Origin of the sequence: Chryseobacterium sp. KCF3-3 (assembly GCF_045865955.1) — a bacterium.
Classification (GTDB): Bacteria; Bacteroidota; Bacteroidia; order Flavobacteriales; family Weeksellaceae; genus Chryseobacterium.
In genome coordinates, this window is record NZ_AP035792.1 from 1,449,995 (window position 1) to 1,463,460 (window position 13,466).

Annotated in this window: 17 protein-coding genes; 9 read left to right on the forward strand and 8 right to left on the reverse strand. The window is 36.4% G+C overall.

Going from position 1 to position 13,466, the window contains the following annotated elements:
* The first annotated feature begins 43 nt into the window (after nucleotides 1–43).
* The 6 genes from ACKTTZ_RS06470 (at nucleotide 44) to ACKTTZ_RS06495 (ending at nucleotide 5,245) form a co-directional block, all read left to right on the forward strand.
* Nucleotides 44–928 (forward strand): bifunctional 5,10-methylenetetrahydrofolate dehydrogenase/5,10-methenyltetrahydrofolate cyclohydrolase, encoded by an 885-nt coding sequence (locus ACKTTZ_RS06470; RefSeq protein WP_034692667.1) that lies wholly within the window; start codon nucleotides 44–46, stop codon nucleotides 926–928.
* A 7-nt stretch (nucleotides 929–935) separates the two neighbouring features.
* A complete protein-coding gene (locus ACKTTZ_RS06475) occupies nucleotides 936–1,565 on the forward strand; it encodes a 7-carboxy-7-deazaguanine synthase QueE (RefSeq protein WP_034692670.1) in 630 nt (209 codons plus the stop codon).
* A gap of 43 nt (nucleotides 1,566–1,608) precedes the next feature.
* On the forward strand, nucleotides 1,609–2,979 hold the full coding sequence (locus tag ACKTTZ_RS06480) for an exopolysaccharide biosynthesis polyprenyl glycosylphosphotransferase (protein ID WP_034692673.1): 1,371 nt from the start codon (nucleotides 1,609–1,611) through the stop codon (nucleotides 2,977–2,979).
* Between the two features lie 103 nt (nucleotides 2,980–3,082).
* A complete protein-coding gene (locus tag ACKTTZ_RS06485) occupies nucleotides 3,083–3,835 on the forward strand; it encodes an MlaE family ABC transporter permease (RefSeq protein WP_407847897.1) in 753 nt (250 codons plus the stop codon).
* Nucleotides 3,835–4,650: an ABC transporter ATP-binding protein gene (locus tag ACKTTZ_RS06490; RefSeq protein ID WP_034692677.1), complete on the forward strand. Its 816-nt coding sequence runs from the start codon at nucleotides 3,835–3,837 to the stop codon at nucleotides 4,648–4,650. Before ACKTTZ_RS06485 ends, ACKTTZ_RS06490 begins: the two co-directional genes overlap by 1 nt.
* The gene (locus ACKTTZ_RS06495; RefSeq protein WP_034692679.1) at nucleotides 4,634–5,245 is read left to right on the forward strand and encodes an outer membrane beta-barrel protein; all 612 of its coding nucleotides are present in this window, start codon (nucleotides 4,634–4,636) and stop codon (nucleotides 5,243–5,245) included. The genes ACKTTZ_RS06490 and ACKTTZ_RS06495 overlap by 17 nt, the downstream gene beginning before the upstream one ends.
* A gap of 36 nt (nucleotides 5,246–5,281) precedes the next feature.
* Here ACKTTZ_RS06495 and ACKTTZ_RS06500 read toward each other — a convergent pair whose 3' ends face one another.
* A complete protein-coding gene (locus tag ACKTTZ_RS06500) occupies nucleotides 5,282–5,593 on the reverse strand; it encodes a hypothetical protein (protein WP_253316594.1) in 312 nt (103 codons plus the stop codon).
* Between the two features lie 87 nt (nucleotides 5,594–5,680).
* On the reverse strand, nucleotides 5,681–6,487 hold the full coding sequence (locus ACKTTZ_RS06505) for a M48 family metallopeptidase (RefSeq protein ID WP_034692682.1): 807 nt from the start codon (nucleotides 6,485–6,487) through the stop codon (nucleotides 5,681–5,683).
* A 105-nt stretch (nucleotides 6,488–6,592) separates the two neighbouring features.
* On the opposite strand from ACKTTZ_RS06505, the gene ACKTTZ_RS06510 reads away from it, so the two are divergent.
* The gene (locus tag ACKTTZ_RS06510; RefSeq protein ID WP_034692683.1) at nucleotides 6,593–7,141 is read left to right on the forward strand and encodes a DUF4251 domain-containing protein; all 549 of its coding nucleotides are present in this window, start codon (nucleotides 6,593–6,595) and stop codon (nucleotides 7,139–7,141) included.
* On the opposite strand, the gene meaB is transcribed toward ACKTTZ_RS06510, so the two are convergent.
* On the reverse strand, nucleotides 7,138–8,130 hold the full coding sequence (meaB, locus tag ACKTTZ_RS06515) for a methylmalonyl Co-A mutase-associated GTPase MeaB (RefSeq protein ID WP_034692834.1): 993 nt from the start codon (nucleotides 8,128–8,130) through the stop codon (nucleotides 7,138–7,140). The two genes, ACKTTZ_RS06510 and meaB, sit on opposite strands and share 4 nt — an antisense overlap.
* A 198-nt stretch (nucleotides 8,131–8,328) precedes the next feature.
* Here meaB and ACKTTZ_RS06520 point away from each other — a divergent pair, with 198 nt between their 5' ends.
* Both ACKTTZ_RS06520 and ACKTTZ_RS06525 read left to right on the forward strand, forming a co-directional pair.
* Nucleotides 8,329–8,622 carry a cytochrome c gene (locus ACKTTZ_RS06520; protein WP_034692684.1) on the forward strand — a complete coding sequence of 98 codons (294 nt, stop codon included), beginning with the start codon at nucleotides 8,329–8,331 and terminating at the stop codon, nucleotides 8,620–8,622.
* Between the two features lie 20 nt (nucleotides 8,623–8,642).
* Nucleotides 8,643–8,930, forward strand: coding sequence for a c-type cytochrome (locus tag ACKTTZ_RS06525; RefSeq protein WP_034692685.1), 288 nt, complete (start codon nucleotides 8,643–8,645; stop codon nucleotides 8,928–8,930).
* A 205-nt stretch (nucleotides 8,931–9,135) separates the two neighbouring features.
* Here the strand turns inward: ACKTTZ_RS06525 and ACKTTZ_RS06530 are convergent, their stop codons facing one another.
* The 5 genes from ACKTTZ_RS06530 to ACKTTZ_RS06550 all read right to left on the reverse strand — a co-directional run bounded on the left by ACKTTZ_RS06530 (nucleotide 9,136) and on the right by ACKTTZ_RS06550 (nucleotide 13,138).
* Nucleotides 9,136–9,642, reverse strand: coding sequence for a tetratricopeptide repeat protein (locus tag ACKTTZ_RS06530; protein WP_407847901.1), 507 nt, complete (start codon nucleotides 9,640–9,642; stop codon nucleotides 9,136–9,138).
* On the reverse strand, nucleotides 9,629–10,327 hold the full coding sequence (prfH, locus tag ACKTTZ_RS06535) for a peptide chain release factor H (protein WP_407847903.1): 699 nt from the start codon (nucleotides 10,325–10,327) through the stop codon (nucleotides 9,629–9,631). The genes ACKTTZ_RS06530 and prfH overlap by 14 nt, the downstream gene beginning before the upstream one ends.
* A 3-nt stretch (nucleotides 10,328–10,330) precedes the next feature.
* Complete coding sequence (locus tag ACKTTZ_RS06540) at nucleotides 10,331–10,876, reverse strand: hypothetical protein (protein WP_034692687.1); 546 nt, start codon at nucleotides 10,874–10,876, stop codon at nucleotides 10,331–10,333.
* A 108-nt stretch (nucleotides 10,877–10,984) separates the two neighbouring features.
* Entirely contained in the window at nucleotides 10,985–12,376 is a 1,392-nt protein-coding gene (locus ACKTTZ_RS06545) for an RtcB family protein (RefSeq protein ID WP_034692689.1), read from the reverse strand.
* Nucleotides 12,377–12,403: 27 nt separating this feature from the next.
* Nucleotides 12,404–13,138, reverse strand: a complete 735-nt coding sequence (locus ACKTTZ_RS06550; RefSeq protein WP_034692690.1) for a hypothetical protein — start codon at nucleotides 13,136–13,138, stop codon at nucleotides 12,404–12,406.
* Between the last annotated feature and the right edge of the window lie 328 nt (nucleotides 13,139–13,466).

A 13,466-nucleotide genomic window follows, 5' to 3' on the forward strand; every position in this document is an offset into this window, starting at 1 on the left:
TAAAAAGAAAGTAAAAGTAAATCTATAAAGTAAAAAAGTAAAAATGGCAGAAATTCTTGACGGACTTAAAGTATCCAAGGAAATTAAAGCAGAGATCAAGGTTGAAGTAGAAAAGATTCTCGCAAGCAAAAGAAGAGCTCCACATTTGGTGGCTATTCTTGTAGGAAATAATGGAGCTAGCAAGGCCTATGTAAACTCTAAAGTGAAAGACTGTGAGGAAGTAGGATTTCAATCCAGCTTAATCAAGTTTCCAAGCACTGTTTCTGAATCTGAACTATTGGAAAAAATTGACGAGCTTAATAAGTCTAAAGCAGTAGACGGATTTATAGTTCAGCTGCCTTTACCAGATCAGATTGATCAGGAAAAAATCATCAATGCTATTGACCCTAGAAAAGATGTGGATGGTTTCCACCCTGAAAACTTCGGAAAAATGGCTCTTGAAATGGATACTTTCTTACCGGCAACTCCTTTCGGAATTTTAACATTATTGGAAAGATATAATATTGAAACGAAAGGAAAAGACTGTGTAATTATCGGAAGAAGTAAAATTGTAGGAAGACCAATGAGTATTTTGATGGGAAGAAAAGATTTCCCTGGAAACTCTACCGTTACCCTTACACACTCATACACAAAAGACATCGAAGAATACACAAGAAAAGCAGACATCGTTATTACCGCTTTGGGAGATCCTCATTTCTTAAAAGGAGATATGATCAAGGAAGGAGCCGTAATTGTGGACGTGGGTATTACAAGAGTAGATAATGACTCTCCAAAAGGATATTACCTTGCAGGTGATGTAGATTTTGACAGCTGTGCTGCAAAAGCAAGCTGGATTACTCCGGTACCAGGAGGAGTAGGCCCAATGACAAGAGCGATGTTGATGAAAAACACCATCATTGCTTATAAAACTTCGGTCTATAACGACTAATTTTAAAATGAATAAAGAAGAAGATATTTTATTAAAAGAAGGTAAAATGCTCCCTGTAATGGAGCATTTTTACACTTTACAGGGAGAAGGAGCACACACCGGAAAAGCCGCATACTTTATCAGGCTGGGAGGGTGCGATGTAGGATGTCACTGGTGTGATGTAAAAGAAAGCTGGGATCCGGAACTTCATCCCCTGATGAATGCAGAAGAAATTGCAGAAACTGCAGCTAAACACTGTAAAACAATTGTGTTGACTGGTGGTGAGCCTTTAATGTGGAATTTAGATATCCTGACATCCAAACTAAAAGAACTAGGGTGTACAGTACATATCGAAACTTCCGGAGCTTATCCGATGAGCGGTCAACTGGACTGGATTACCCTTTCACCAAAGAAAACAGGGCTTCCTAAAGAAGAGATTTATCAAAAGGCCAATGAGCTTAAAGTCATTATTTTCAACCAGCATGATTTTACATTTGCTCAGGAACAGGCTGCAAAAGTTTCTGAAAACTGTAAGCTTTATCTTCAGAGTGAATGGAGCAAAAGAGATGATATGTATCCTAAAATTACAGATTTCATCCTGGAAAACCCTGAATGGCAGGCTTCTGTTCAGACGCACAAATATCTGAATATCCCGTAAAAAAGTGTAAATTAGCCGGGCTTATCCGCTATAATACCGATAGATGCAGAGAATTCGATACTCTAGATACCTGAAATCAATCATTATGTTGCTTGACCTCATGGTTATTGCATCTATCTTCATATTCTTTTTTATAAGCAGAAACGAAAGTTTAAAATACAATAAAGAAACCTGGTATCAGAATAGTTTTTCTCTGGTTCTGTTGTTTTTGTTCTGGGTACTATTAAGTGGTAGGACAAAAATATACAATATTCCGAGGAACCTTACTTATACCCTGTTTCTTGAACGCCTCTTAATCCATTTCCTCTTTTTTATACTGGGAGTACTGCTTATAGGAAAGGTAAGTAATAATGTATTTTTCAATTCGGATATTTACTGGCTTTCACTTTATCTTTTTATTGCCATTTTCCTGGCGAAATCATTAGTCTATTTCGCAATCAAGTACCTGCGATCTCTTGGAGCCAACTACAGAAACGTAATGTTTTTGGGAGACAGCCACTCTACAGAGATTCTTAAGAATATCTTTACAGAACGTAAAGATTATGGGTACAGAATATTTGAATACGATTATTCTGAGGTTAAGATTAATGAACTGGTTGCATTCTGGAAAAAGAACGGAATTCATACCTTGTTTTTATCTACGGAAAACTCTTATGATGAAACCATGGAAACTGAAATTTTCAGATTGGCTGAGGATAATAAGATTCATATTTCATTGATTCCAAGCATTACACAAAGTGATTTTTTCCTTTATGATCTTGGATATATACAAACCCAGCCGGTACTTAATCAGGCCAGATATCCGTTAGATTATTATTCTAATTTCCTGATGAAAAGGACATTAGACATTTTCTTCTCTGCTATTATATTGGTTTTCATTTGCTCATGGGTATTTCCAATTATTGCCATTTTAATCAAAACAACTTCTAAAGGTCCGGTATTTTTCATTCAGAAGAGATACGGTTTTCATGAAGAGGTTTTTAATTGTATTAAATTCAGAACAATGGTTGTTAATGATGAATCTACAACCAAAACCACCTCTGTAAATGATTCCAGAATTACCAGAGTGGGTAAATTTTTAAGAAAAACCAGTCTTGATGAACTTCCTCAATTCCTTAATGTGTTGAGAGGTGAAATGTCTGTAGTAGGTCCGCGTCCACATATGCTGGCTGTTGACAATTATTACAAACCCAAAATCGGAAGATACAGTCTGAGAAGTATGGTTAATCCGGGTATTACCGGACTGGCACAGGTGAATGGACTGCGTGGTGACTTCGGAGATGTGGAAGTAGAAATGAAAAAAAGAGTTCTGGCAGATGCTTTCTATGTAAGAAACTGGAGTTTCGTACTTGATGTGGTTATTATTTTAAAAACCGTTTTATTGGTGATTGGAGGAGATAAAAACGCAAAATAAAGAGCGGAATAAGATAAATATTGAAATAATTTTAACACAAAACCAAGCTTCGGTCTTATTCTTGACTGTAGTCCAATTAAATAAAAAAGTCTAATTTAGCAGTATGTTAAAAAAGTTTTTCACAGCGATAGGGGAATACATTATCCTCTTGGGAAAATCCCTGCAGAAACCTCAGAAAATGAGAGTGTTCTGGAAGCTGTTCATGAGAGAAATTAATGATTTGGGAGTAAATTCTTTCGGGCTTGTCATCTTCACATCCATCTTCGTGGGAGCTGTAGTTGCTATTCAGATGTTCAATAACTTTGATGCTTCTTCCTTTCCTATTCCGCCATCATTTGTAGGATATGCTACAAAAGCGGTATTGGTGTTGGAATTTGCACCTACTATTATCAGCCTTATTCTGGCGGGTAAAGTAGGATCATATATTGCTTCCAGTATCGGAACAATGAGGGTTTCAGAACAGATTGATGCCTTGGATATTATGGGAGTAAACTCACCCAATTTCCTGATATTTCCTAAAATCATTGCCTGTATGCTGTTTAATCCTCTCCTTATTGCCATCAGTATTGTATTTGGTATTGGTGGAGGCTATATTGCCGGGATTCTAACAGGAAACTGGACAGAGAACGATTATATTATTGGTATTCAAATGTATATGCCGAATTTATTCATTTACTATGCATTTACCAAAACAATCGTTTTTGCTTTTATCATTGCAACCGTACCTTCTTATTTCGGATACAATGTAAAAGGAGGATCTTTGGAAGTAGGTAGAGCCAGTACACAGGCCGTAGTATGGACAATGGTGTTCATTATTATCTCTGAATTAATTTTAACCCAATTAATATTAAGCTGATGATTGAGGTAAAAGATCTTAAGAAAAGTTTTGATGATGTTGAAGTGCTTAAGGGAATTTCAACTTCATTTGATAAAGGAAAAGTAAACTTAATCATTGGGCAGAGTGGTTCCGGGAAAACCGTTTTTCTAAAAAGTTTATTGAATGTTTATATGCCTTCATCAGGAGAAATTCTGTTTGACGGAAAAGATATCAATACCATGACCAGAGATGAAAAACAACATCTCCGTTCAGAAATCGGAACCGTTTTCCAGGGAAGTGCCTTATTTGACTCTCTAACAGTGGAAGAAAATATCATGTTCCCTCTTGACATGTTTACCAATCTTACCTACAGAGAAAAAAAGAAAAGAGTTTTTGAAGTAATAGGAAGAGTACATCTTGATAAAGCAGAAAAAAAATATCCTTCCGAAATTTCAGGAGGTATGCAGAAAAGGGTGGCTATTGCAAGAGCTATTGTCAACAATCCTAAGTATCTGTTTTGTGATGAGCCCAATTCCGGGCTGGATCCCTATACCTCTAAGATTATTGATGATCTTCTTTACGAAATCACAAAAGAATATAATACTACCACCATCATCAATACCCATGATATGAACTCTGTAATGACGATTGGCGAGAAAATTGTATACCTAAGACTGGGAATTAAAGAATGGGAAGGTAACAAAGACATTCTGATTACAGCAGGCAATAAAAATCTGATTGATTTCGTTTATTCTTCAGAACTGTTTAAAGAGCTGAGAGAATATTTACTTGAGAATAATAAAACGATTGAAACGACAAATACAAAAATAGACGATAATGAAAAAGGTACTTAGTATAGCGTTATTAGGGTTTTCAATGTGGGCTTCTGCACAGATTTCACTGGCAGGTAAAGCCAACTTAATTTTTCCAACAGGCTCACCTTCATGGTCCAATATTAAAGGAACAGTGAATGATGCTATTGCAGGAACAGGTAAAAATAATGTAGGTTTCAATGTTGGGCTTTCCTTAAAAGTAGGTCTTCCTACTTCATTGTTTGTAATGCCGGAAATCTATTATACTCATTTCAAAAATGAGTTTACGACAGAGAACACTACTTTTGACGTAAAAAGCAACCGTATTGATGTTCCGGTTCTTTTAGGATATAATCTTTTAGGGAATATGCTTGGAGTTTTTGTAGGACCTGTAGGAAGTTTTAACTTAAACAAAGACAATACTTACAACGATTTCAAAGAAAATGCTAAAAATGACTTTACAGTAGGATACCAGTTTGGGGCACAGCTTGAAATTAAAAAGCTTATTGTAAATGCAAGATATGAAGGTGCTTTCAGTAAAGACGAAAGAAACTTCATCAACAAAGTTTCTGGTTCAGAAATCAGATATGATAACAGACCTAACCTGTTTATGGTAGGTTTAGGATATAAATTCTAATAAATTATCGAAAATAACAACTTTAAACCCTCAAATTTAAATTTGAGGGTTTTTATTTTGATTTTCAAGTTCAGCCTGACGTTTTGCAATTTCTGCAGCCTGTTTTTCAAGATCTTCTTTGTCTTTTTGTAACTGCTTGAATTCTTTTTTCTTCTGCTCTTCTTTTATAGCGCTTCCTTTACTTACATAGCCTACCATTCCTCCAATGATAAGCCCTATTCCAACTCCCGCCATGATTCCCATAATATGAGAAATTTTTATCTGCTCTACGGCAAAATCAGTTGTCAAATAGAAAAGTAATGCAGAAACAGCCAAAAGTATAAGTCCGGTAATTGATAAACTCTTCATAATATTGTGTTTAGGTAGTTACATAAAAAAAGCCTTACCAAATTTACTAAAAATTTAATAAGGCTATATTCAAGATTAAAATTCTAATTATATTTTTCCTCCCGCAGCCTTATAATATTCCAAAGCTTTCGGAAGATCTTTATTGATATCTGAAATTCTTGTTTCCGGATTCGGGTGGGTAGATAAGAATTCAGGTTGTCTTGATCCTGTAGATGCTGCTTCCATTCTGTTCCAGAAAGGAATTGCTGCTCTTGGATCATATCCAGCCATAGACATCAGGTAAAGTCCCATTTCATCTGCCTCAGATTCCTGGCCTCTTCCGTATTTCAATAAAGCAACCTGTGAACCGATAGGGTAAACCTTCTGGAAAACACTTGCCCATTGTGAATTTGAGATTGTTCCTCCCAGGATTGCCCCTCCATACTGAGCTACCATTGCCTGAGAAATTCTTTCATTTCCGTGGCCTGCCAGTGCGTGAGAAACTTCATGTCCCATTACTACTGCAAGTCCGTTATCGTCTTTTGTTACCGGTAATATTCCGGTATAGACTGCTACTTTTCCACCAGGCATACACCAGGCGTTTAGCTCGTTGCTCTGCAAAAGATTAAATTCCCAGCTGTAGCTTGCAAGATCTGCTGATCTTCCAATACTCTGATAATATCTTTCTGCTGCATTTTTAATTCTGTTTCCTACATTTACCACTCTCTTTGCATCTGCTGTACCGGTAATCACTTTACCTTTAGACAATGTCGTTCTATATTCCTGTGAAGACATTGTTAAAATTTCCGAATTGTTGGCCAGCTGTAAAGAAGACCTCCCCGTAATCGGGTTTGTAGTACAGGCAACAGCCGACAGAGCAATAGCTCCCATTCCAAATAGATGTGTAACTTTCATAGTTTGAGTGTTAATAATTCAACCTTAACAATTTTTATTCCAAAATATTTCGGAAAGAATATATTTGCATACATTTTGCTATCTAAATTTAATAATTATCTCATTATGAAAAAGTATATTTCTTTACTGATGATGTTTGGATTCCTGTTCTTCTTTCAGAGCTGTGCTTCACAAGGTTCATTAGATCCGAAAACAGTGGACACTTTGGTAGATTCTCAGGAGTTTACTTTTTATGCACAAAGAGCCAATCCTACAAATTATGATGTCATTAATGTTTTAAACTCAATGCCTAATTCTACTGCAACGAGGGTACTTAATCTGAATGGAGATTATACCATTGATGTCAGTAAAAATACACTGGATGTAGTGTTGCCTTATTTTGGAAGGATGTTCAATCCAACTTTTGGAAGTGCCAGTGATAACAGCTACCGATTTACTTCAAAAGATTTTACGGTAACTAAAACTCAGAATAAAAAAGGAACCTGGACTTTTAAGTTCAAACCTAAAGATGTAAGAAACGTAGACGAAGTTAATATTGAAGTATTTAAAAACGGAAAAGCTTTCGTTTCTATGAGGAGTAATGACAGACAGCCGATTACTTATGACGGATACATTTCTAAAACTGAGGTAAAAAAGGAAAAAGAGAAACTTTAATCCCTGTTTTCGTTCGATAAAAATTTTTCAACAAATAATTTTGCTTCAGTACTTGGATTAGAAACCATGGCTGAAGCATTTTTTTTGTGCATGTGATAAGCTTCTTCTATAGCATTGCTCTTTTTCATCAGGGATAAAATATATTCCTGAACCCAATATTCAAATCGTTTTTCAGCCTGCTGAACACGAATTTCTTCAAAACGGCCGCTTTTCTTTTTCAGATCAATAAATTCGAATATTGTATCATAGACTTCCTGTAATCCTTGATTATGAAGTGCAGAACCTAGTAAAACAGGAATCTTCCATCCTTTTTCTTTAGGCGGAATAAAGTCTAGGGCTCTTTTTAATTCAAGTCTTGTATTTTTTGCTTTCTGAAGATTGTCCTGGTCTACTTTATTGATGAATATAAGATCTACCATTTCCATGATCCCTCGTTTTATTCCCTGAAGTTCATCTCCTCCTCCAATGATTTTAAGGAACAAAAAAACATCGGTAATATCGGCTACCAGAACTTCTGATTGCCCTACTCCTACAGTTTCAATTAAAATATAGTCATAGCCTGCAGCTTCGCAGATCATCATGGTTTCAAAAGTAGTATTGGCTACTCCTCCCAGAAATCCTGAACTGGGAGAAGGGCGAATGAATGCATTTTCTTCTTTGGCCAATTCCTCCATTCTGGTTTTATCCCCCAAAATACTTCCTTTGTTAATGGCTGAACTGGGATCAATAGCCAAAACAGCAACTTTTTTCCCCTGAGCAATAACCAGGCGACCAAAGTTTTCTATAAAAGTAGACTTTCCTGCTCCGGGAACACCCGTTACTCCTACCCTCACAGAGTTTCCGGTAAGAGGCATAATTTTCTTCAAAAGTTCTTCTGCCTGTACTCTGTGCTCTGCTTTCTTACTTTCAACCAATGTAATAGCTTTTGCAATCAGGCGTTTGTTTCCTGACTGTATTCCCTCTATTAGCTCTTCTGTAGAAAATTTCATTAATTCAAAATTAATAATTAAAATGGGAATGGTCAATACCTGGATCATAATGATCACACAAAAGACCCAAATTGGCTTTATTTGAAATTATCAATTTTTCATGAATTTAGTTTTTATTTCTTCTAAATTAAAACTAGAACACCCTGTATCAAGGGCTTAAGGAATTTATTACATTTGTTATATATCAAAAGAAGAAACATGAAAAAACTCATCGCTGCGGCTTCGTTTACTGCTATTTTGCTGGTTTCCTGTACGCCGAAAGCTTCTACATCCGCTGCTACTACAGGAACCTCTACCTCTACTGCAGAACAGATTGCTCAAGGGAAAACTATTTTTGAAAACTCTTGCGGAAGATGTCATAAACTACCAGATCCTGCTTCACACAATCCTGTACAATGGGTAGGAATTATGAATTCTATGGCTCCAAAAGCAAAACTGACGGATGAACAGCACCAATGGGTTTATGATTATATTGTTTCTGTGAAGAAGTAATCATCAAACAAAAATAGGATATGAAAAAATTCATTTTAACGGGTATTGCAGCATCAGCATTTCTGGTATCCTGCGGGCCGAAAAGTGTGGCCGTTACAGGGCCAAAGTATACCTCATCTGAGCAGTTGGCGCAAGGAAAAACAATTTTTGAAAATTCCTGTGCAAAATGTCACAAACTGCCGGAACCCACCAAGCATGATAACCAGGGATGGATCAATACCTTAAGCAGAATGGCTCCAAAGGCCAAGCTTACTGATGACCAACATCAAATGGTGTATGATTATCTGATCTCTGTAAATAAAAAATAAGACTACCTCAAAATTGTCATTCTGAACACAGGCTGAAAGTCTGCGAACGAAGTTCATAAATGGAGTGAAGAATCTCACTCTTATGTTTATCAATGAGATTCTTCCTTCGTCAGAAATCGAAGATTCGACGTAGTCAATGACAGAAGTCAAAAAAAATTTGACTTTTGAGGCAGTCATACTATTTTTATTATAAGTCAAAAAAAGATTATTCTGCCTTTTTTACGGTTCTTATTCTGGTTACTTTTCCTTTAACCAGTTTTTCTCTGTCTTCAATAATTTCGAGTGCTGCACGGTTGTAAGCAAATTTTTTAGCTTCTTTAAGCGTTGCCAAAGCCTGTTTGTACTCAAAGTTTCTCTCCTGAAGAAGAGAAAGACAGTTCAGAATTTCAGATTTATCAATTCCTTTTAGTTTCAAAGCAAATTCAATCAGTTTTTCTGCTTCTTTGTAATCTTCATTACTCAAAAGACATTCAATATAATATTTGGGTGTATTGATATTTCCGATATTACTCTGCATGGCTTCATCAAAGTATTTTTTTGCCGTTTCATAATCTTTCAATTCTTCTGAATATACTCTTCCCATGAGACAAAGGCTGTCCGCATCTTCCGGTTCGTAGGATAAAGCATAATTCAGCGCATCCATACATTCAGAAAGATTGAATGGAAAGTAGTCTAATGCTTCAAAATAATATTTACTTTTAGTTAAGGTCATTTCTATAGTTTTTTAATTCATTTTTCAAGGCACTCCTTTGCTTTTTGAATGTCTTGTCTTCGTAATTCTTTTTAAAATCTGTCCCTGAGAATGTACGAACCGGATTTCCACGCTCTACCTGCATCTGGAGAGACCAGGTTTCTTTCAATTTTCTTTCCAGTTGCTGGATGTAAACTGCCATTACCTTTTCTTTGAGCCTGATAATGGATAGTTTTTTATTTTCCAGCTGTGAACGGGAATCCTGTACAAAAACAGTTTCGTTGGTAGGGATATAAGTGGCACGCACAGCAGTATTCACCTTATTTACGTTTTGTCCTCCGCTTCCCTGGCTTCTTGCAGTCTGAAATCTGATATCTTTTTCATTGAAATCAATCATTTTTACATTTTCCAATTCAAAAATTCCAATGAACCAATTGCTTCTTTTATGGAGCTTCCTGAATGTACTTTTTCCTATCCAGCAAACGCTTCCCAGCCAGCTTTTTAAAAACGAGGTCAAGTCTTTTCCTTTTAAAAGAAGGGTAACTGATTTTAGTGTCAGATTTTCATCCCCGTTTTCCCGATGAATGATTTCGTATTCTATTGTATTGTGTTTTGCCTCTTCAAGAAAGGTCTTCAGAACCTTGGCTACTACCCACTGGCATTCTAAAGGACCTCTTCCTGAAGTGATCTGTATTAATTTTTCCATTTTTTATATTGGCATTTTGCTTAATAAAGGGCTTCCTACCGGATTTATTCCCTTTTCTAATAGTTCTTTTGCGGCCATCACTGCCCAGCACTTATCACTGGAGTGGATATTTCTGTAAAAAGAAAGTAAAATATCAGGCCTCACAACGGTAAAACCATTGGCTTCAATTGTCTTTAGATCATCTCTTTCAAAGAAGTCTATGGTAATTCTGTGGAATTTTTCATTTTCCAGCTCAACAGTCTTTTCATATCTGCGAAAGTTTTCTTCACTCGGCAGATGGTCATATCGGGTCCAGACTTTCTGGAATCCTTCCTGCTGAAGAACGATCACTACTTCTGCAACATTTTCTTTTTTTACAAAAACATCAATATCCTTGTGGTCATGGGCATGTTTGTATTCTGTATGTTCTTTTTCTGACATGAAATGCCAAGCCCAGCCACCTGATATAATGACTTTATCTTTTAATATATTTAAAATTTCGAGCCCTAACCGGATTCTGAATTCCGGCCAGACTTCACCGTATCGTTTTATGTTATGTGGTGCTCCCATTTTTTTGTTTTTTAGATTGAATATTCAAAACCTTATAGACTTTAAAATATTTCTTTGTTAAACCTTATAGGTTTTTGAAACCTATAAGGTTGTAAAGTATAAGGCTAATTACTTATCCATTCTCACAATTCTCGGCTGGAATGTTCCCAGAATATCTACCAGCTCACTCTGCGCATTCATCACCTCATTAATGTCTTTGTAGGCCATTGGTGCTTCTTCTGCATTTCCGCCCATCAATGTGACATTTTTCAGTTTCAGTTCTTTTTTGATATCATGCTGAGTGAAAAGACTTCTGCATTCTCCTCTTGAATGGGCTCTTCCTGCACCATGTGATGCTGAATTCAAAGATTCAGGATTTCCTTTTCCGCGAACGATAAATCCTTTTGCAGTCATCGATCCTGGAATCATTCCCAATTCGTTTTCATTAGCAGGAGTAGCTCCTTTTCGATGAACAATCACTTCTTTTCCGTTATGAATTTCTTTCCACGCAAAATTGTGATGGTTCTCAATTCTCGCTTTTACTCTTCCACCGACTGCTTTTACAAGCCTTCTGTGAATATCATCATGACAGGCTGAAGCATAATCTCCGGCAAGATTCATTGCCGTCCAGTATTCCAGTCCAAGATGGGTACTAAGGTCCAGCCATGCGAAGTTTTGAGCTTCTTTCGGTAAAGGACATTGTTCCGTTGCCATTCTTGAATAATACTGTGCGATTTCTGCTCCCAGCCCTCTCGAGCCACTGTGAGAAAGTATTCCCAGATATTTTCCTTTTGGAAGGCCAATTTGTTCGTCTTCTTCAGTGATTTCCACTTCCCCGAATTCTACAAAGTGATTTCCTCCACCTGAGGATCCCATCTGTTTGATGGCTTTTCCCTTTAATCTTCTTAGGATCGGGATCATATCGAATGTATCTCTGTCGAAAATCTCATGATCTATGTGAGATTTATGCGTTTCATACATTCCAAATTTTGTATGTTCAGCAAGCGCTTTTTCATATTTATCTCTTGCTCCTTCAAGATATGAAACTGGTGTATCCAAAATACTGAGGCTCATTCTGCAGCCAATATCCATTCCTACTCCATAAGGGATTACGGCATTTTCTACGGCAAGAACTCCTCCTATGGGAAGCCCATACCCACTGTGGGCATCCGGCATTAATGCTCCCTGAGTAGAGATAGGCAGTTTCAAAGCTGTGTATAACTGATTTTTTGCCTCTTCTGAAATATTGTTTCCAAAAATCTGAAAGGAAGCACGCTGTGAATTCAGCATTCTTTTTTCTGTTTTTTTGGATGAAAGCAGGGTTTCTGCGATTTGTCCGAAAGTCAGATCTTTTTCAAATTCTTCCGGATTCAGCAGAATTTCCTTTAAAAGAGATTTTACGTGGTGAATATTTTTCGTTGCAAAATTTCTTTTCATGACTTCCAATGCTACGTTTACGCTTTGGTTATTGGGATAGCCCAGTTTTAATATATCTTTTCCTTTTAGTTTTAAATTTCCCATTGTTTTTGTTTTAAATAACAGTTGGACTTATTCGTCCTGTAAGCTTTCTGCAATTTCTGTTGCAGACATTGTGCAGGTTGCATATTTCCTGCTTTTGATAAGTTTTCTTTGATACTTTTCTTTCCATGGATTCGACTTACCTAGAATAGTCTTGTGCATAATCCCTATCACCTTATACTGTCCCAAATAGGAATCCAGCGCTGCATATTCTTTTTCCAGCTCCAAATCCAAGGGTTTGTAATGGGTAATCATATTGGGTTTTACCCTCAAAGTAAACCTCCATGGTTCAGTAAATTTGTAGTAGATTCCGAATATCTTATTGACAGGACAATAATCTTCTTTCTTTTCAAAATATTGTCTTTCTCTGTCGGTAAACTCTAATTTTGGATAATTCCAGGAAAATGAAGTAATATACCTGAGCTTCTGCTCTCTTTCTACATATATCTTTCTTCCGAACTTTCTTTTCTTTTTCAGAAATCTTCGGTTATCAGAATACATATAGGTATTTATCTTCTTTAAAATACCTTCGAAAAAATCTCCGTCTTTGGATTGTTTTACATCCTCTCTTACAACAAAGAATCTTACAAATCCTTTTTGATAGGGTTTATCCAATGGTATCAACGGAAGATTTCTTCTCATTTTCCAGAGTTCTCTACTACGTTTGTATTTTTTTCTTATCTGCTTTTCTACATCTTTTCTAATTGTTCTTTTTCTGCTTCTTACGCTTCTCAGGCGGAAATGCAGAAGGTTATCATTTTCCATTGTGAACAGAAGTCTGATGTGAGATCGTAGAAACCAGGTTCTTTTTTTCTCACACAACTTTTAATCAACTAAAATATTAGTTGAATGGATTAATAATAGACGGAATAGTTCTGAGGAATGAACCTCATCCTATTTTGCCTTTAATGACACTAAAAAAGATTTCGGGGAAACTTGAAGTTTGAAATATTGCGCAATAAAAAACCCGAAATCTCTACGACTTCGGGTTCTGATATTTCATTGTACTGTTATTCTAAGAATGTACCAAACCGCGAAGCCTTACCACCATAAGTGGCAATCCAACTGTAGAATTCTGTTTTGTTCTGAACAT